The organism is Streptomyces sp. NPDC018026 (assembly GCF_044327745.1).
Taxonomy (GTDB): domain Bacteria; phylum Actinomycetota; class Actinomycetes; order Streptomycetales; family Streptomycetaceae; genus Streptomyces; species Streptomyces rubrogriseus.
Window position 1 is genome coordinate 55491 of record NZ_JBIRFY010000007.1, and the last position, 17439, is coordinate 72929.

A 17439-nucleotide genomic window follows, 5' to 3' on the forward strand; every position below is an offset into this window, starting at 1 on the left:
TCAAGAATGGTCCGAACCATTGACCACACTGGTCTAGTCCTCCTACGGTGACGGACCGAGCGCATTACCGCGTTCATGCCAATCGGCGCGCGTTTCCCTCATCCCCCCACGAGGAGACACCCGATGCACGTCCCGCACCTCCCCCGCGTCCGCCCCATCCGGACGTTGTTCTCCGCCCTGTGCACCGTCGCCCTCGGCGCCGGTCTGCTGGCCGGGGCCGGCCCCGCCACGGCCACCGCCGCGCAGGCCGAGGCGCCCGCCGCGCAGGCCGCGGCCGGGTCCAAGGTCGTCGGCTACTTCACCGAATGGGGCGTCTACGACCGCAACTACCACGTCAAGAACATCGAGTCGTCGGGCTCCGCCGACAAACTCACCCACATCAACTACTCGTTCGGCAACGTCACCGGCGGCAAGTGCGCCATGGGCGACGCCTACGCGGCGACCGACAAGGCCTACACCGCGGCCGACTCCGTCGACGGCGTCGCGGACACCTGGGACCAGCCGCTGCGCGGCAACTTCAACCAGCTGCTCAAGCTGAAGCAGAAGCACCCCGACCTGAAGATCCTCTGGTCGTTCGGCGGCTGGACCTGGTCCGGCGGCTTCGCGCAGGCCGCGCAGAACCCGGAGGCGTTCGCGCAGTCCTGCTACGACCTGGTCGAGAACTCCAAGTGGGCCGACGTCTTCGACGGCATCGACATCGACTGGGAGTACCCGAACGCCTGCGGCCTGAGCTGCGACACCAGCGGCCGCGACGCCTTCCCGAAGCTGATGGCCGCCCTGCGCGCCAAGTTCGGCCAGGACTACCTGGTCACCGCGGCGATCACGGCGGACGCCACGGCCGGCGGCAAGATCGACGCGGCGGACTACGCCGGGGCCGCGCAGTACGTCGACTGGTACAACCCGATGACGTACGACTTCTTCGGCGCCTGGGACGCCACCGGGCCGACCGCTCCGCACTCGCCGCTGACCTCGTACTCCGGCATTCCGAAGGAGGACTTCCACACCTCGGCGACGATCGCGAAGCTCAAGGGGCTCGGCGTCCCGTCCTCGAAGCTCCTGCTGGGCCTCGGCTTCTACGGCCGCGGCTGGACCGGCGTCACCCAGTCGGAACCGGGCGGCACCGCGACCGGCCCGGCGAAGGGCACGTACGAGAACGGCATCGAGGACTACAAGGTGCTCAAGGCCAGCTGCCCCGCGACCGGCACGGTGGGCGGCACCGCGTACGCCAAGTGCGGGAGCGACTGGTGGAGTTACGACACCCCGCAGACCATCGCCACCAAGATGGCGTACAAGAACGAGCAGGGTCTCGGCGGCACCTTCTTCTGGGAGCTGAGCGGCGACACCGCGAACGGTGAGCTGATCAAGGCGATCGACTGAACCACCTGGCGCGTACGGGGGGCGAAGGGGCGGGAACCTGCTCGGGTTTCCGCCCCTTCGCCGGCGTCGTCCGTCTCGTCAGGCGTCGTCCGTCTCGTCAGGCGTCGTCGCGGCGGGCCGGGGCCGGGGCGGGGTAGGCGGGATCCAGTTCCTCGATGGCGCGCAGCGTGCCGCCGAGCGACTTCACCAGCAGTTCGCGCATGGTCTCGCGGGGCAGTTCGGGCCGCCCGATCCAGTCCAGGGTGGCGCCCTCGACGCTGCACACCCAGGCGAGCAGGCCCATCCGGGCCAGCGGACCGATGTCCGAACGGCCGTATGCCCCTTCGGCGATGGTGGCGACGATGGCCTCACGCACCCCGTCCCGGATGCCGTGCACCTCGGTGTCGAAGCCGACTCCGCCGCTGACGATGGTGCGGTAGGCGGCCTGGTTGTGCTCCGCGTAGCGCAGATAGCCGTCGATGGTGCGGTGGACACGGTCCACCTGCGGCAGTTCGGTGCCGCGCGCCGCGGTGGTGACCAGGCCGGCGACGGAGTCCTGGATGATCGCCAGGTAGTAGCCCCGCTTGGACTGGAAGTAGTAGTAGATCAGCCCCTTGGCGACATGCGCCTGGCGCGCGATGTCGTCCATCGAGAGCGCGTCGTAGGACGTGTCGGCGAACAACTTCCGCCCGATGGCGATGAGTTCGGCGCGGCGTGCCACCGAGCGCTCGGTGCCGCGTGCCCGGGGACGGGCGTCGGCACGTTGTTGACTGATATTCAATTTCGACCCTGGTCTCCTACGGGCGGCGGGACCTCCGCAGTATGGCAGGTCGGGTCGTGGGGCAGGTCACACACGGGTCACGTCACAGCAGGCCCAGCTGAACCACGAGCATCGCGACCACCACGACGAGGGTCCAGCCCATGACGTGTTCCAGGATCTTCGGTCCGTCGTCGTCCTTGGGGCCGCCGGTACGGACACGGGTGGCGGCTGCGCTGTGTGCGGTCATGGCTTCTCGCTGATCTCGGCTTCGGCTGGGCGGAGTCCCCCCGCTCACGGTGTCCACCTTGCCACCGTGAGCGGCTTTTGCGGCCGAGAGCTTGGTCACAGCGGTGCGGCCCGCTCCGCTCAGCGCACGCCCACCGCCGCGAGGGCCTCGCGCTGACGCGGGCCGGGGTGGGCCGGGAAGTACAGGTAGCAGACGCCGCCGGTGCCGGAGACGACCTTGCCGCTGGCGTTGTACCGCTTCGTCCTGAGCCAGATGTTCTCCCACTCGCGCCGCCTGTAGACGCGGCGCACGGCGTCGTTGTCGTCCGAGGCCGGGTCGTTGGCGATCACGTCGCCGTCGGCGGTGAAGCCGATCACGGTCATCAGGTGGCCGGAGGTGCCGTACCCCGATCCGGTCAGCTCCTCCTCCAGGAACGACTGGGACGTTATGGCCGGGATGCCGGCCGCGATCAGCGTCTCCAGGTCGGCGAGGGAGCCGAGGCGGGTCACCACGCCCTGGAGGCCCTTGAAGGTGGCTGCGTAGGCGGCGTTGAAGGGCCAGTTGCCGCAGCCCTCGTACTGGTTGTCGTACGTGTACCGGGCGGCGTGGCAGACCTGCGGGTCGGCGTAGGAGGGGTCGACCCAGGCGAGCTGGTCCTCGGTGAGGCGCCCGCCCCAGTACTCGATGATCATCTGCGAGGAGGTGGGGCTGCACCAGGCCTCGCCGCCGTTGTCGTACTCCGGGTACTGGCCCTTGTGGATCTCCTGCGAGTAGCGCGGGACGCGCAGTTCTCCGGCGTACCCGGGGGTGGAGGCCGGCACGGTGAAGCGGTCGGGGACGTCGGAGCCCATCGCGCCGAGCCGCCAGACGGTGGGCGTGGTGCGGGTGCCCGGGCGGCGGTGGAGGGTGAGCCGGAGCCGGTAGGAGACCAGGCGCAGGCCGGTGGCGGCGTCGTCGATCGAGAAGGTGTCGGTCCAGATGCTGCTCCTGCCGTCGCCCTGGTCGTCGACCGAGGTCCGCCTGATGTCCCGCTCGCCGTCGCCGGCCGTCCAGCGGCCCATCACGTACCAGGGCGTGGCCGTGCCGTCGGAGTAGGTGCCCTTCAGTTCGACCTGGATCCAGGTGCCGCCCGGCGTGTGCGCGTTCCAGGAGGCGATGACCTCCGTCGAGGGCACCGTGAGCCGGTGGACGGGTGAGGTCCAGGTCGCGTACTCCCAGGCGGCGGTGGTGCCGGTGTGCGGGTCGGTGTAGTCGACGGTGCCGGCCGGGGCGCCGATCACGACGCCCGGGCGGGCGCCCGCGACGGGCCGGGCGCCCCGCACGGTCCCGCGCCGCCAGTCGCCGAGGGTGGTCCAGGCGCGGTAGTCCACCGGCCGCCGGGCGCCGTCCCGGTCGCGGTCCGCGGCGCCACCGCCGGGACCCGCGCCGGACGCGGCCCGGGCGGTCGCCGGGATCGCCCCGCCCGTCACGGCGGCCGCGGCGACGGCTGCGGCCAGCAGGGCTCTGCGGGACGGCTGTTCGACTCTGCTCATGAGCGGGAGACCCCCAGGTGTCCGGGTCGGGCGGGTCCGTCGTTGCACGGTCGTGCGCCAACTATGGCCGCAGGTGCCCGCTCCTGCCAGCACTTCCACGCACGCCACGCCACCAATATTGGTGTCGACCACTGGTTAGAGTGCGAGGGAACACGTCCGCCCGCGCGCCACCCTCGGGATCCGCCATCCTCGACCTCGCAGCCCGGCTCTGCCGGCTTCCCCCCTCCTGCGGACCCGTACGTCTGATCGCGGTCGACGGACACGCCGGGTCCGGCAAGTCCACCTTCGCCGGGCGGCTGGCGGCCGGACTGGGCGGTGCGCCGGTGCTGCACCTCGACGACATCGCCAGTCACGAACAGCTGTTCGGCTGGACCGCGCGGCTGCTCGCCCAGGTGATCGAGCCACTGGGGCGCGGTGAGACCGCGCACTACGCGCCGTACGACTGGCGGACCCGGCGGTTCGGGGTGCCGCTCGCCCTGGAGCCCGCTCCGGTGATCCTGGTCGAGGGCGTCGGCGCCGGCCGCGCGGCGCTGCGGCCGCACCTGGCCGGGCTGCTGTGGATGGACCTGCCCGCGGAGCGGGCGTGGGCGCGCGGACGGGAGCGCGACGGAGCGGAACAGCGGACGTTCTGGGACGGGTGGATCCCGGCCGAGCGCCGGCACTTCGCCGAGGACCCTTCGCGCCCCTTCGCGCACCTTCTGGTGCGACAGCGCGAACAGGGGTACGAGGTGCTGCCGGGGCCGGCGGGGAGCGCCTCCGGAGCCCACTTCCTCACGCAGGGTGACGGACCTTCGGCAATGTGCTGAACTCGTGAAGATCGCGACCCGGCAACCCGCCGACGTGCCCCAACTTCGCTTGACCCAGGGGCCGTACAGGTCTTACGTTCTGAATGTGCGGCAGTTCGAAGCCGCCGACAGACGCGAAGCCCCCGGTTGTTCCCCCGTGATCGGGGGCTTCGTTCTGCCCCGAGCACGCTTTCCGGCTCCTCCGCGACGCCATACGCTCACCCTCGGTCACCGTCCGGTGGCCCGCCCCGCCCGCTCCCACCTCGCGGAACGGCCCCTCCCGCACCCTTCGGAGGAATGACCGCCGCGGGTACGATGCCCTCGGTGCGACCTACGGGAGATTGCCGCACGCACCTGCAACTCCGGTCCGCGGTACAGCCGTTGACCGAGGCGGCCGGCGAGCGACGGCTCGGTGGCATACCGACGGGGGCACGGTAGGTGGGGGACGTGATGGACTTCGGCACGCAGGGCCCACAGGCCCCGGCCGAACTCGCCTGGCTGCGCGGCGTGGACGCCTACACCATGGGGGCCTACCCGCAGGCGGAGGAGGAGTTCCGGGCGGCGGTGCGGATCGATCCCACGATGGCCGACGGCTGGCTGGGACTGCACGCGCTGCGCGTCGACACCACGAACGCGCTCCTGCGAATGTTCCGCAACCGCGACCGCTTCGGCGAGCAGCGGGCCCGGCACCGCCGGACGCTCAACTCCTGGTACTGGCTGGGCTGGTGGGTGCAGCCCGTGCTGGAGAACCCGCGCGACCTGCTGCTGGCGCACGCCTCGCACTGGCTGGACGGCCGGCACGTGCCGGAGCTGGACCGCGCCCTGGCCGGGCTGCCACCGGTGGACTCCGACGCGCAGGTCCGCTTCCTGCACGCGTGCCGCGCCTACCTCGTCAAGGACTGGGAGCGGCTCGTCCGGCACACCGACCCGCTGCTCGGCGACCCCTTACTGGGCATCGAGGCCGGGCTGTTCAGCGGCATGGCCCGGGTCCGCCTGGAGATGTACGGGCAGGCCGAGCCGCTCCTTTCGGCGGCCCTGATGCGGTGCCGCAGCGAGCAGCCGCAGCGCAAGGAGCTGCGCTACTGGCTGGCGAGGGCCCACGAGGGCACCGGGCGCAGCGCCGCCGCGCTCCCGCTGTACCGGGCGGTGCACCGCGTCGACCCCGCCTTCATGGACACCTCGGCCCGGCTGGCCGCGATCGCCGAGGGTGACGGCTACGAGGACCCGGCCGACCTCACGGGATACGCGCAGGCGGGTGCGGGGACGGACGGCCTGGACGGGCTCGACCCCCTGTTCGGCACCGAGGAGCGCGGGGTCAAGGTCTCCGCCCCGGAACCCGCGCTGTCCGCCCCGCTGCCCCCGCTCGGCGGGCCGTCGGTGCGCGAGAAGGCGGACGGGCCCGACCCGTCCCTGCCCAGCGGGCCCACCGATCCGGCACTGCTGGAGGAGGCGCTCGCCGAGCTGGAGCGGATGGTGGGCCTGGAGCCGGTGAAGCGCCAGGTCAGGGCGCTGTCCGCGCAGCTGAACATGGCGCGGCTGCGGGCCGGGCAGGGCTTGCCCGTGCAGCCACCCAAACGCCACTTCGTCTTCTCCGGCCCCTCCGGCACCGGCAAGACCACCGTGGCCCGCATCCTGGGCCGGGTCTTCTACGCCCTCGGGCTGCTCGGCGGCGACCACCTGGTGGAGGCGCAGCGGGCCGATCTGGTCGGCGAGTACCTGGGCCAGACCGCCGTGAAGGCGAACGAGCTGATCGACTCCGCGCTCGGCGGCGTCCTCTTCGTCGACGAGGCGTACTCCCTGTCCAACTCCGGGTACGGCAAGGGCGACGCGTACGGCGACGAGGCGCTCCAGGTGCTGCTGAAGCGGGCCGAGGACAACCGGGACCACCTGGTGGTGATCCTGGCCGGCTATCCGGAGGGCATGGACCGGCTGCTGGGCGCCAATCCCGGGTTGTCCTCGCGTTTCACGACGCGGGTGGACTTTCCGTCGTACCGGCCGCTGGAGCTGACCTCGATCGGTGAGGTGCTCGCGGCGGAGAACGGGGACGTGTGGGACGAGGAGGCGCTGGACGAGTTGCGGTCGATCGCCGGGCACGTGGTGGATCAGGGGTGGATCGACGAGTTGGGGAACGGGCGGTTTCTGCGGACGCTGTACGAGAAGAGCTGTGCGTACCGGGATCTGCGGCTGTCCGTGTATCCGGGGGCGTTGACCCGGGACGATCTGGCGACGTTGCGGTTGCCGGATCTGATGCAGGCGTACGGGGAAGTGCTGTCGGGGCGGGGGCCGGGGGGTCCGTCGGCCGTATAGGGCCGAGCCTCGGTGCGGGGGGGGTGGGGACGCGGCCCGGCGTTGCGGGGTGCCGCTGCGCCCACCCGTGCCGCCTGGGGGTACCTCCCAGGCCGTTCAGGCACTGGGGGAGGCACGACTGCCCGCAGCGGCGGCGGGGGAGTTACGTGGCCAGGGTTACCTCTTTGTTTCTGTGGGCCGGGTCGCGGACCTCGCCGACCAGGAGTTCCAGTACGTCTTCCAGGGCGACCAGGCCGAGTACCCGGCCCGACGGGTCCGTGACCTGGGCCAGGTGGGTGGCCGCGCGGCGCATCACCGTGAGGGCGTCGTCCAGGGGGAGTTCGGGGCGCAGCGTGGTCATCGGGCGCCACAGGTGCTGGGGGACGGCACGGTCGGACTCCTCCAGGTCGAGGACGTCCTTGACGTGCAGGTACCCCATGAAGGCGCCCTGGTCCGCCGCGATCGGGAAGCGCGAGTAGCCGGTGCGGGCGGTGAGCGCGACGATCTCCCCGGGCGTGACCGAGGGGCTGACCGTCACCAGGGACTCGCGCGGCAGGAGCACGTCCGTCACCGGGCGGGAGCCCAGCTCCAGGGCGTCCTCCAGGCGTTCCTGCTCCTCGGGGTCGAGGAGCCCCGCCTGGCCGGCGTCCTCCACCAGCCGGTTGAGCTGCTCACTGGTGAAGACGGCCTCGACCTCGTCCTTGGGCTCGACATGGAAGAGCCGCAGGATGCCCTGGGCGCAGGCGCCGAGCGTGACGGTGATCGGCCTGCACAGGCGGGCGAAGGCGACCAGGCCGGGGCTGAGCCACAGCGCCGCCTTCTCGGGGGCGGCCATCGCCAGGTTCTTCGGGACCATCTCGCCGATGACCAGGTGGCAGAAGACCACGACGGCCAGCGCGATGACGTAGCCGAGCGGGTGGATCATGCCGTGCGGCAGGTGGATCCACTCGAAGACCGGCTCCAGGAGGTGCGCGACGGTCGGCTCGGCGACCGCGCCCAGGGTCAGTGAGCAGACGGTGATGCCGAACTGGGCGGCGGCCATCATCTGCGGCAGTCGTTCCAGGCCGTACAGCACCTGCCGGGCGCGGGTGGTGCCGAGCGGTTCGATCTGGCTGCGGCGCACGGAGACGAGCGCGAACTCGGCGCCGACGAAGAAGCCGTTGGCGAGCACGAGCAGTGCGGCGAAGAGGAGTTGCAGGACGCTCATCGGGCGGCCTCCAGGGCGGTGACCGCGGCGGTGCGCACCAGGCGTATCCGCTCGGCGCGGTAGTGGCCGACCTGGCGGACCGAGAGCCGCCAGCCGGGCAGCTCGGCCCGGTCGCCGACGGCCGGGATGCGGCCGAGCAGGTCGGCGACTAGTCCGGCCACGGTCTCGTACGGGCCCTCGGGCGCGTCCAGGCCGACGCGGCGCAGGGCGTCCACGCGGCAGCTGCCGTCGACGTCCCAGGCGGGGCGGCCGTCCTCGGGCGGGGCGGGGGCCAGTTCGGGCGCGTCGAGGCCGTCGTGCTCGTCGCGGACCTCGCCGACGATCTCCTCGACGATGTCCTCCAGGGTGACGACACCCGCCGTGCCGCCGTACTCGTCGACCACGACGGCGATGGGCTGCTCGCTGCGCAGCCGGGTGAGCAGCGGGCGTACGGGCAGGGTCTCGGGGACGAGCAGCGCCGGGCGGGCGATCCGGCCGGCCGGGGTGCGCAGCCGGTCGTGCACGGGGACCGCGAGGGCGTCCTTGAGGTGGACCATGCCGACGATCTCGTCGATCTTCTCCCGGTAGACGGGGAAGCGGGACAGGCCGGTGGCGCGGGTCAGGTTGACGACGTCCTCGGCGGTGGCCGAGGAGTGCAGGGCGCTGACCTTCACGCGGGGGGTCATGACGTGCTGGGCGGTCAGTTCGCCGAGGGAGAGGGTCCGCACGAAGAGGTCGGCGGTGTCCTGTTCCAGGGCGCCGGCCCGGGCGGAGTGCCGGGCCAGGGAGACCAGTTCGCCGGGGGTGCGGGCGGAGGCCAGTTCCTCGGCGGGTTCGATGCCCAGCGTGCGGACCAGGCGGTTGGCCACGGTGTTGAGGGCGGCGATCACCGGGTGGAAGAGCCGGGCGAAGGCGTGCTGGGGTCCGGCCACGAAGCGGGCGACCTGGAGCGGCTTGGAGACCGCCCAGTTCTTGGGCACCAGTTCGCCGATCACCATCTGCACGGCGGAGGCCAGCAGCATGCCGACGACGACCGACACGCCGGACACGGCGCCGTCGGGGACGCCGACGGCCGTGAACGGCCCGTCGAGCAGCCGGGCCAGCGCCGGTTCGGCGAGCATGCCGACGACGAGGGAGGTGATGGTGATCCCGAGCTGGGTGCCGGAGAGCTGGAAGGACAGCTCCTTGAGGGACTCGACGACCCGGTGGGCGCGCCGGTCACCGGCCGCGGCGGCCTGTTCGGCGTCGGGCCGTTCGACGGTCACCAGGCCGAACTCGGCCGCGACGAAGAAGCCGTTGGCGAGGATCAGCAGGAACGCGGCTGCGAGGAGCAGCAGGGGGGTGGTCATGAGGCCGCCGCCTGTGGGGTGTCACAGCAGGGGGCGGCGCAGGTACTGCAGGACGGTCCGTCCATCGCCGGAGGGAGTCACTCCTCGGGTAGCAGGAACCCCGCGCACCGGGCGGAGCGACGGGGGCGAGGACGCGACGTCCGCGTCCTCGTTCCCAGATTAATCACGAAAAGGGGGCCCGCGGCAGGGTCGGCGGCGCCGCGTCTAGTCACGCGGCGCCTCGGGGAGGGCACCGGAACGGGCCTCCACGAGGTCGCGCAGGGCACGTGCGTCGGCGAGCGCCCGCTGCTTGGCGATGCCGGGCTGGATGCCGAGCGCGGGCAGGCTGGTGCCGTCGCTGAGGTCGAGGAAGACCCAGGGGTCGCCCTGCCGGAGGTTGACCCGGAGGATCTCCGGCCAGGCGAGACGGCGTGTGGTGGTCAGGTTGACCACGGTGACGCCCGTCTCGTCGGCGGCGACCCGGGGCCGGGCCAGCAGGAGCAGCACGCCCGCCAGGAGGAGTGCGGTCAGCACGAAGCTGAGCCGCTCCCCCGGGCCGAGGCCGGCCAGCACCATCCCGAGCACCGTGACGGTCACGAAGGTGACGGCCGCGAGGACGATCAGGACGGCGCGGGTGCGGCCGGGGCGGAAGGTGACGGGCAGGGCCGGCAGGTGGTCCGGCGGGGTGTCGGGCATGGCGTGGCTCCGGGCGTGCTCCTGGGGTGGCGGCGGGTCAGAGCCGGCAGGCGTGGATGGCCGTGGTCAGGATGGCCCGGGCGCCGATCTCGTACAGGTCGTCCATGATCCGCTGGGCCTCCTTGGCCGGGACCATCGCGCGGACGGCGACCCAGCCCTCGTTGTGCAGCGGGGACACGGTCGGGGACTCCAGGCCGGGGGTGAGGGCGACGGCCTTCTCCAGCTGCTCCACCCGGCAGTCGTAGTCCATCATGACGTAGGTCCGGGCCACCAGGACGCCCTGGAGGCGGCGCAGGAACTGCTGGACCTTGGGCTCGGTGGTCTCGTCGGGCTCCGCGTCCGAGCTGGGGGCACCCCCGGACGAAGTCTGGGGGAGGATCACGATGGCCTCGGACTTCATGATGGGCTCGCCGAAGACCTCCAGGCCCGCGTTGCGCAGGGAGGTGCCGGTCTCGACGACGTCCGCGATGACCTCGGCGACGCCGAGCTCGATGGCGGTCTCGACGGCGCCGTCCAGGTGGACGACGGAGGCGTCGACGCCGCGGTCGGCCAGGTGGGCGGCGACGATGCCCTCGTATGAGGTGGCGACGGTGCGGCCCTTGAGGTCGTCGATGCCGGTGGCGGTGCCGGGCTTGCCGGCGAAGCGGAAGGTGGAGCGGGCGAAGCCGAGCGGGAGGATCTCCTCGGCGTGGGCGCCGGAGTCGATCAGCAGGTCGCGGCCGGTGATGCCGATGTCGAGCTTGCCGGAGGAGACGTAGATCGCGATGTCGCGGGGGCGGAGGTAGAAGAACTCCACCTCGTTGACCGGGTCGACGATCCGCAGTTCCTTGGACTCGCGCCGCTGCTGGTAGCCGGCCTCATGCAGCATCTCCCCCGCGGGGCCTGACAGGGAACCCTTGTTGGGGACGGCGATGCGCAGCATGAGGTCGGCTTCCTTTGTGTGAAGGGGTGGAGAGAAGGGGGTCCGGCTCTACAGGTGGGCGTAGACGTCGTCCAGGGAGATGCCGCGGGCGACCATCATCACCTGGACGTGGTACAGCAGCTGGGAGATCTCCTCGGCCGCGGCGTCCTTGCCCTCGTACTCGGCGGCCATCCAGACCTCGGCGGCCTCCTCGACGACTTTCTTGCCGATGGCATGGACCCCCTTGTCCACCAGTTCGGCGGTGCGGGAGGTGGCGGGATCGCCGTTGGCTGCCTTGTGCTGGAGCTCGGTGAACAGCTCCTCGAAAGTCTTCTTGGACATGGTGCCGCCCACTTTACGCGTAGTGCCGACCGGACTAACGCCACGGTTCGGATACTGAGCGGAGCGTGGCCGCCGTGGCGACGGCCGCGGTCACCGCCTCGTGGCCCTTGTCCTCGCTGGAGCCCTCGATGCCGGCCCGGTCCAGGGCCTGCTCCTCGGTGTCGCAGGTGAGGACGCCGAAGCCGACGGGGACGCCGGTCTCGACGGAGACCTGGACCAGGCCCTGGGTGACGCCCTGGCAGACGTAGTCGAAGTGGGGGGTGCCGCCGCGGATGACGACGCCGAGGGCGACGATCGCGTCGTAGCCGCGGCCCGCGAGGACCTTGGCCACCACCGGCAGTTCGAAGCTGCCGGGGACCCTGAGCAGGGTCGGCTCGTCGATCCCCAGCTCGCGCAGGGCGCGCAGGGCCCCGTCCACCAGTCCGTCCATCACCTTGTCGTGCCACTGCGACGCGATCACGGCGACCCTGAGGTCCCCGACGTTGCGTACGGACAGTTCCGGTGCACCCTTGCCGCTCACGTGTCTCCTCGTAGTACTTGCTTACTGGTTGCCGCAGGTGGACACGGGGGTCGTGTCCAGCCAGGGCAGGTCGTGTCCCATCCGGTCCCGCTTGGTGCGCAGGTAGCGGAGGTTGTGCTCGCCGGCCTGGACGGGCATGGGCTCGCGGCCGGTGACCGTGATGCCGTGCCGTTCGAGGGCGGCGCTCTTGTCCGGGTTGTTGGTCATCAGGCGGACCGCGCGCACGCCCAGGTCCTGGAGGATCCGGGCGCCGGCGCCGTAGTCGCGGGCGTCGGCGGGCAGGCCGAGTTCCAGGTTGGCGTCGAGGGTGTCGCGGCCGCGCTCCTGGAGTTCGTAGGCGCGCAGCTTGGACATCAGGCCGATGCCGCGTCCTTCGTGGCCGCGCAGGTAGACGACGACTCCCCGGCCCTCGGCCTGGATGCGGTCCAGCGAGGCGTCGAGCTGCGGGCCGCAGTCGCAGCGCTGGGAGCCGAAGACGTCGCCGGTGAGGCACTCGGAGTGGACGCGGACCAGGACGTCCTCGCCGTCGCCGATCTCGCCGTGCACGAGGGCGATGTGCTCGACGCCGTCGACGGTGGAGCGGTAGCCGTACGCCGTGAACTCGCCGTGCCTGGTGGGCAGCCGGACCTCGGCCTCGCGGCGGACGGTGGGCTCCTCGGTGCGCCGGTAGGCGATGAGGTCTTCGATGGAGATGATGGTCAGGCCGTGCTTGCGGGCGAACGGGATCAGCTCGGGCAGCCGCAGCATGCGCCCGTCCTCGCCGGCGATCTCCACGATGGCGCCGGCCGGGCGCAGCCCCGCGAGGCGGGCCAGGTCGACCGCGGCCTCGGTGTGGCCGTTGCGGACGAGCACGCCGCCGGGGCGGGCGCGCAGCGGGAAGACGTGCCCGGGGCGGACCAGGTCGGTGGGTTCGGCGGTGCCGCCCGCCAGGAGCCGGAGGGTGGCGGCGCGGTCGGCGGCGGAGATGCCGGTGGTGACGCCGTGGGCGGCGCCGGCGTCCACGGAGACGGTGAAGGCGGTCTTCATCGACTCGGTGTTGTCGTCGACCATCTGCGGGAGCCGGAGCCGGTCCAGTTCCTCGCCCTCCATGGGGGCGCAGATCAGGCCGCGGCACTCGCTCATCATGAAGGCGACGATCTCCTCGGTCGCCTTCTCGGCGGCGATGACGAGGTCGCCCTCGTTCTCGCGGTTCTCGTCGTCGACGACCACGACGGGGCGGCCCGCGGCGATGTCCGCGACGGCCTGCTCGACGGGGTCGAGGACGAGGTCCTCGGGGCCGTCGGGGCTGTAGAGGATGGGTGCCGTGCTCATGCGGGCGCTCCTTCCGGAAGGGGGCGGGCCGCGTCGCGGGAGCGCAGCCACCAGTCGCGCAGGCCCCACAGGACGAGCGCGCCGTACAGGACGTAGACGAAGCCGGAGAAGGCGAAGCCGTTGGCGAAGTTCAGCGGGACGCCGACGAGGTCGACGAGCAGCCAGGCGAACCAGAACTCGACCATGCCGCGGGCCTGGGCGTACATGGCGACGACGGTGCCGACGAAGATGTACGCGTCCGGCCAGGGGTCCCAGGACAGGGTGGGGAAGGCGGTGAACAGGCCGCCGACCGCGAGGGTGCCGACAGCGGCCGCGGCGGCCAGCGCGCCGCGTTCGCGCCAGGTGGCGAACCGTACGGCGACGGAGCCGTCCTGGGTCTGCCGGCTGCCGCGGTTCCACTGCCAAAAGCCCCAGGCGGCGACGACCATGACGACGATCTGCTTGCCGGCGCTGCCGGAGAGGTGGGCGGTGGCGAAGGCCGCGAAGAGGACGAGCCCGGAGGCGAACTGCACGGGCCAGGTCCAGATCGAGCGCCGCCAGCCGAGGGCGAGGCCGAGCAGACCGATCACGTTGCCGATCATGTCCGACCACTTGATGTGCTGGTCGAAGAGCGTGAACGCCTCGGAGTTGAGCCAGTTCACTTGGTACTCCCCTGGGCTCCGAGCAGCCGCTCGACGTACTTGGCGATGACGTCGACCTCGAGGTTGACCGGGTCGCCGGGCTGTTTGATGCCCAGCGTGGTCAGGGCGAGGGTGGTGGGGATGAGGCTGACGGTGAAGAAGTCGGGGCCCGCGTCGACGACGGTGAGGCTGATGCCGTCGACGGTGATGGAGCCCTTCTCCACGACGTAGCGGGCGAGGTCGGCGGGCAGCGAGATCCTGACGAGCTCCCAGTGCTCGGAGGGCTTGCGCTCCAGGATCTCGCCGGTGCCGTCGACGTGGCCCTGCACGATGTGCCCGCCGAGCCGGGCGCCGACGGCGGTGGGGCGCTCCAGGTTGACGCGGGAGCCGACGGCGAGCGCGCCGAGGCTGGAGCGGTTCAGGGTCTCGGCCATCACGTCGGCGGTGAACGCGTCGCCCTCGTGGTCGACGACCGTGAGGCAGACGCCGTTGACGGCGATCGAGTCGCCGTGCCGGGCGCCTTCGGTGACCGCGGGGCCGCGCACGCGGAAGCGGCAGGCGTCGTCGAGGGTCTCGACGGCGGTGATCTCGCCCAGCTCTTCGACGATTCCGGTGAACACTTCCCGGGTCCTCCTGCCTCTTCGGGCACGGACTCCGGGGCTGTCGGAACGACAGAGTCACGGACGAGGACACCGGGAGCGACGCCGCACAGGGCGCACCCCTGACGGGCACGCCCAGAAATCGGCGGCGCGCACGTATGCTCGCCCGCCGCGCACTGCCTCCCATCCGGACTTTAACCGTCGGTCCAGGAATTTCACCTGGTCAACCGGTCGCTGGAAGCGACCGGGTCGCGGACTGTAACCGCCGGTTCGGACTTTCACCGACCCCGGAGTGCGCTGCTTCTGGTACACGGCCAGTGTGCCACGACTGATCCCCGTCCATGCGGACGGAGGGTGTGGAGTGGCTCACAGAACGCTCTTCCCGTGACCGGGACGTCACCGCGGCCGCTCCAACTGGGCGGCCCTCCGCCCGCCTTGAGATTGGTCCATACCTATTGACTCACTGGTCTAGTCCTCTCTAGGGTCTGCGCAACTTCCGTGGAGAGGAACCGACTGTGCCTTCCCCGTCACGCTCCAGATCCCGCCACAGAGCGGGACCTGCCCTGTTCGCGGCGGCCGCCGCCGTCGCCGGCCTGCTGCTCGCCGGTCTCCCGGCGACCGCGTCGCAAGCCGCCGGCCAGGAGTCCTGTCGACCCGACGGGCTCTACGAGACCCCCGGCGTCGAGGTCCCCTACTGCTCGGTCTACGACGCCGACGGCAGGGAGAAGATGGGCGCCGACCACCCGCGCCGGGTGATCGGGTACTTCACGAGCTGGCGCACGGGCAAGGACGGCAAGCCGGCCTACCTCGCCTCGGACATCCCGTGGGACAAGATCACCCACATCAACTACGCCTTCGCGCACGTCGACGGCGGCAACAGGCTCTCCGTGGGCTCGGACGGCGAGAAGAACGCGGCGACCGGCATGACCTGGCCCGGGGTCGAGGGCGCCGAGATGGACCCGGACCTCCCCTACAAGGGCCACTTCAACCTGCTCAACAAGTTCAAGAAGCAGCACCCGGACGTCAAGACGATGATCTCGGTGGGCGGCTGGGCCGAGACGGGCGGCTACTTCGCGGACGACGGCTCGCGCGTGGACTCGGGCGGCTTCTACTCGATGGCCACCAACGCCGACGGCTCGGTCAACCAGGCCGGCATCGACACCTTCGCCGACTCGGCGGTCGACTTCGTCCGCAAGTACGGCTTCAACGGCGTCGACATCGACTACGAGTACCCGACGACGATGAAGGACGCGGGCAACCCGCTCGACTGGTCCTTCGCCAACGGCCGCCGGGCCGGGCTGGTCAAGGGCTACGCGGTCCTGATGAAGACGCTGCGCGAGAAGCTCGACCGCGCGGGCGCCGCGGACGGCAGGCACTACCTGCTCTCCGTCGCCGCGCCGTCCTCCGGGTACCTGCTGCGCGGCATGGAGACCTTCCAGGTCCAGAAGTACCTGGACTACGTCAACATCATGTCCTACGACCTGCACGGTGCCTGGAACGAGTACGTCGGCCCGAACGCCTCGCTCTTCGACGACGGCAAGGACGCCGAGCTGGCCGCCGCCAACGTGTACGGGAGCGCCCAGTACGGCGGCATCGGCTACCTCAACACCGACTGGGCCTACCACTACTTCCGCGGCTCCATGCCGGCCGGCCGCATCAACATCGGCCTGCCGTACTACACCCGCGGCCACAAGAACGTCCAGGGCGGCACCGACGGCCTGTGGGGCAAGGCCTCCGCGTCCACCTGCCCGGCGGGCTCCGGCCTGACCAAGTGCGGTGACGGCGCCGTCGGCATCGACAACCTCTGGCACGACCTCGACACCAACGGCAAGGAGTCCCCGGCGGGCTCCAACCCGATGTGGCACGCCAAGAACCTGGAGAAGGGCATCGTCGGCGACTACGTCACCGACTACGGCTTCCCGGCGGACACGAAGCTGACCGGCACCTACGCCCGCAAGTACGACTCCACGCTGGTCGCCCCCTGGCTGTGGAACGCCGAGAAGAAGGTCTTCCTGTCCACCGAGGACGAGCAGTCGGTCGGGGCCAAGGCCGACTACGTGGTGGACCGCGGCATCGGCGGCGCGATGATCTGGGAGCTGGCCGGCGACTACGGCTGGAACGCCGCCAAGGGCCAGTACGAGCCGGGTGACACGCTCACCTCGCTGATGTACGACACGTTCAAGTCGGCCGCGCCCTACGGTGCGAGGAAGTCGAACGCGGACCTGCCGGCACAGGCCGTGGACGTGGACGTGGAGTTCACCGACTTCAAGCTGGGCGACTCCAACTACCCGATCACGCCCAAGCTGCGGATCACCAACAACACGAAGACCGCGCTGCCGGGCGGCACGGAGTTCCAGTTCGACTACGGGACCTCGGCCCCGGGGAACGCCTCCGACCAGTCGGGTTTCGGTACCAAGGTCATCAGCAGCGACCACACGGGCGGCAACGCGGGCGGTCTGAAGGGCGACTTCCACCGGGTGTCGCTGAAGCTGCCGGCGTGGCAGTCGCTGGCGCCGGGCGCGACCGTGGACCTGGCGTTCAACTACTACCTGCCCGTGTCGACCCCGTCGAACTGGACGGTGACGATCGGCGGCAAGGCGTACGCCCTGGCGGGTGACCTCGCCCGGGGCACGACCGTGGTGGACCCCGGCACGCAGACGCCCACACCCACCCCCACCCCCACGCCCACGGGCACCGAGTCCCCGGGGCCGAGCCCCAGCCCGACGGACGACACCGGGCAGTGCACCGCTCCCGCCTGGGACACCGCCTCGTCGTACGGGGGCGGCACCACGGTGTCCCACCAGGGGCACACCTGGAAGTCCAAGTGGTGGACGAAGGGCGAGGAGCCCGGAACCACCGGTGAATGGGGTGTCTGGCAGGACCTCGGAGCCTGCTGACCCCCGCCCGACCGGGCCCGGCGGCGGTGACGAAGGCCCTTGCCCGCCGCCGGGTCCCCCCAACGCACCCTGCCGGACTCTCTGGCAGGGTGCC

At 71.3% G+C, this 17439-nt stretch carries 16 protein-coding genes and 1 riboswitch; of the genes, 4 read left to right on the forward strand and 12 right to left on the reverse strand.

Annotated features, from left to right (window positions below; translation table 11 throughout):
* Positions 1–123 precede the first annotated feature (123 nt).
* Positions 124–1377 (forward strand): glycoside hydrolase family 18 protein, encoded by a 1254-nt coding sequence (locus tag ACH4D3_RS22260; RefSeq protein ID WP_398324485.1) that lies wholly within the window; start codon positions 124–126, stop codon positions 1375–1377.
* A 97-nt stretch (positions 1378–1474) separates the two neighbouring features.
* On the opposite strand, the gene ACH4D3_RS22265 is transcribed toward ACH4D3_RS22260, so the two are convergent.
* From ACH4D3_RS22265 to ACH4D3_RS22275, 3 genes are all read right to left on the reverse strand, one after another.
* On the reverse strand, positions 1475–2137 hold the full coding sequence (locus ACH4D3_RS22265; protein ID WP_398324488.1) for a TetR/AcrR family transcriptional regulator: 663 nt from the start codon (positions 2135–2137) through the stop codon (positions 1475–1477).
* 82 nt (positions 2138–2219) lie between these two features.
* Positions 2220–2363: an SCO1431 family membrane protein gene (locus tag ACH4D3_RS22270; protein WP_398324489.1), complete on the reverse strand. Its 144-nt coding sequence runs from the start codon at positions 2361–2363 to the stop codon at positions 2220–2222.
* A 119-nt stretch (positions 2364–2482) separates the two neighbouring features.
* A complete protein-coding gene (locus tag ACH4D3_RS22275; RefSeq protein ID WP_398324492.1) occupies positions 2483–3874 on the reverse strand; it encodes a peptidase C39 family protein in 1392 nt (463 codons plus the stop codon).
* A gap of 131 nt (positions 3875–4005) precedes the next feature.
* Between ACH4D3_RS22275 and ACH4D3_RS22280 the strand changes: the two genes are divergently transcribed.
* Positions 4006–4680 carry a uridine kinase gene (locus ACH4D3_RS22280; protein WP_398325294.1) on the forward strand — a complete coding sequence of 225 codons (675 nt, stop codon included), beginning with the start codon at positions 4006–4008 and terminating at the stop codon, positions 4678–4680.
* A gap of 429 nt (positions 4681–5109) precedes the next feature.
* A complete protein-coding gene (locus ACH4D3_RS22285) occupies positions 5110–6966 on the forward strand; it encodes an AAA family ATPase (RefSeq protein ID WP_398324494.1) in 1857 nt (618 codons plus the stop codon).
* Positions 6967–7108: 142 nt separating this feature from the next.
* Here ACH4D3_RS22285 and ACH4D3_RS22290 read toward each other — a convergent pair whose 3' ends face one another.
* The 9 genes from ACH4D3_RS22290 to ACH4D3_RS22330 form a co-directional block, all read right to left on the reverse strand.
* A complete protein-coding gene (locus tag ACH4D3_RS22290; protein WP_398324497.1) occupies positions 7109–8152 on the reverse strand; it encodes a hemolysin family protein in 1044 nt (347 codons plus the stop codon).
* Complete coding sequence (locus ACH4D3_RS22295) at positions 8149–9480, reverse strand: hemolysin family protein (protein WP_398324500.1); 1332 nt, start codon at positions 9478–9480, stop codon at positions 8149–8151. The genes ACH4D3_RS22290 and ACH4D3_RS22295 overlap by 4 nt, the downstream gene beginning before the upstream one ends.
* A gap of 204 nt (positions 9481–9684) precedes the next feature.
* Entirely contained in the window at positions 9685–10155 is a 471-nt protein-coding gene (locus tag ACH4D3_RS22300) for a PH domain-containing protein (RefSeq protein ID WP_398324503.1), read from the reverse strand.
* Positions 10156–10192: 37 nt separating this feature from the next.
* Positions 10193–11077: an ATP phosphoribosyltransferase gene (hisG, locus tag ACH4D3_RS22305; protein WP_398324506.1), complete on the reverse strand. Its 885-nt coding sequence runs from the start codon at positions 11075–11077 to the stop codon at positions 10193–10195.
* Positions 11078–11125: 48 nt separating this feature from the next.
* Positions 11126–11398: a phosphoribosyl-ATP diphosphatase gene (locus ACH4D3_RS22310; protein ID WP_011027788.1), complete on the reverse strand. Its 273-nt coding sequence runs from the start codon at positions 11396–11398 to the stop codon at positions 11126–11128.
* A 34-nt stretch (positions 11399–11432) separates the two neighbouring features.
* Complete coding sequence (gene ribH / locus ACH4D3_RS22315; RefSeq protein ID WP_052837924.1) at positions 11433–11918, reverse strand: 6,7-dimethyl-8-ribityllumazine synthase; 486 nt, start codon at positions 11916–11918, stop codon at positions 11433–11435.
* 21 nt (positions 11919–11939) lie between these two features.
* The gene (locus tag ACH4D3_RS22320) at positions 11940–13229 is read right to left on the reverse strand and encodes a bifunctional 3,4-dihydroxy-2-butanone-4-phosphate synthase/GTP cyclohydrolase II (RefSeq protein WP_398324511.1); all 1290 of its coding nucleotides are present in this window, start codon (positions 13227–13229) and stop codon (positions 11940–11942) included.
* The gene (locus tag ACH4D3_RS22325) at positions 13226–13870 is read right to left on the reverse strand and encodes a nicotinamide riboside transporter PnuC (RefSeq protein WP_398324513.1); all 645 of its coding nucleotides are present in this window, start codon (positions 13868–13870) and stop codon (positions 13226–13228) included. Before ACH4D3_RS22325 ends, ACH4D3_RS22320 begins: the two co-directional genes overlap by 4 nt.
* Complete coding sequence (locus ACH4D3_RS22330) at positions 13867–14469, reverse strand: riboflavin synthase (RefSeq protein WP_159325213.1); 603 nt, start codon at positions 14467–14469, stop codon at positions 13867–13869. The genes ACH4D3_RS22325 and ACH4D3_RS22330 overlap by 4 nt, the downstream gene beginning before the upstream one ends.
* A gap of 148 nt (positions 14470–14617) precedes the next feature.
* Positions 14618–14748, reverse strand: a riboswitch (FMN riboswitch).
* A gap of 215 nt (positions 14749–14963) precedes the next feature.
* Here ACH4D3_RS22330 and ACH4D3_RS22335 point away from each other — a divergent pair.
* Positions 14964–17345, forward strand: coding sequence for a chitinase C-terminal domain-containing protein (locus ACH4D3_RS22335; RefSeq protein WP_398324516.1), 2382 nt, complete (start codon positions 14964–14966; stop codon positions 17343–17345).
* Positions 17346–17439 lie beyond the last annotated feature (94 nt).

Bases quoted from the DNA above. Each gene is read 5' to 3' on its own strand.
- ACH4D3_RS22295 (WP_398324500.1), bottom strand. From the start codon at position 9,480: ATGACCACCCCCCTGCTGCTCCTCGCAGCCGCGTTCCTGCTGATCCTC.
- ACH4D3_RS22310 (WP_011027788.1), bottom strand. From the start codon at position 11,398: ATGTCCAAGAAGACTTTCGAGGAGCTGTTCACCGAGCTCCAGCACAAG.
- ACH4D3_RS22285 (WP_398324494.1), top strand. From the start codon at position 5,110: ATGGACTTCGGCACGCAGGGCCCACAGGCCCCGGCCGAACTCGCCTGG.
- ACH4D3_RS22270 (WP_398324489.1), bottom strand. From the start codon at position 2,363: ATGACCGCACACAGCGCAGCCGCCACCCGTGTCCGTACCGGCGGCCCC.
- ACH4D3_RS22260 (WP_398324485.1), top strand. From the start codon at position 124: ATGCACGTCCCGCACCTCCCCCGCGTCCGCCCCATCCGGACGTTGTTC.
- hisG (WP_398324506.1), bottom strand. From the start codon at position 11,077: ATGCTGCGCATCGCCGTCCCCAACAAGGGTTCCCTGTCAGGCCCCGCG.
- ACH4D3_RS22290 (WP_398324497.1), bottom strand. From the start codon at position 8,152: ATGAGCGTCCTGCAACTCCTCTTCGCCGCACTGCTCGTGCTCGCCAAC.
- ACH4D3_RS22320 (WP_398324511.1), bottom strand. From the start codon at position 13,229: ATGAGCACGGCACCCATCCTCTACAGCCCCGACGGCCCCGAGGACCTC.
- ACH4D3_RS22300 (WP_398324503.1), bottom strand. From the start codon at position 10,155: ATGCCCGACACCCCGCCGGACCACCTGCCGGCCCTGCCCGTCACCTTC.
- ACH4D3_RS22275 (WP_398324492.1), bottom strand. From the start codon at position 3,874: ATGAGCAGAGTCGAACAGCCGTCCCGCAGAGCCCTGCTGGCCGCAGCC.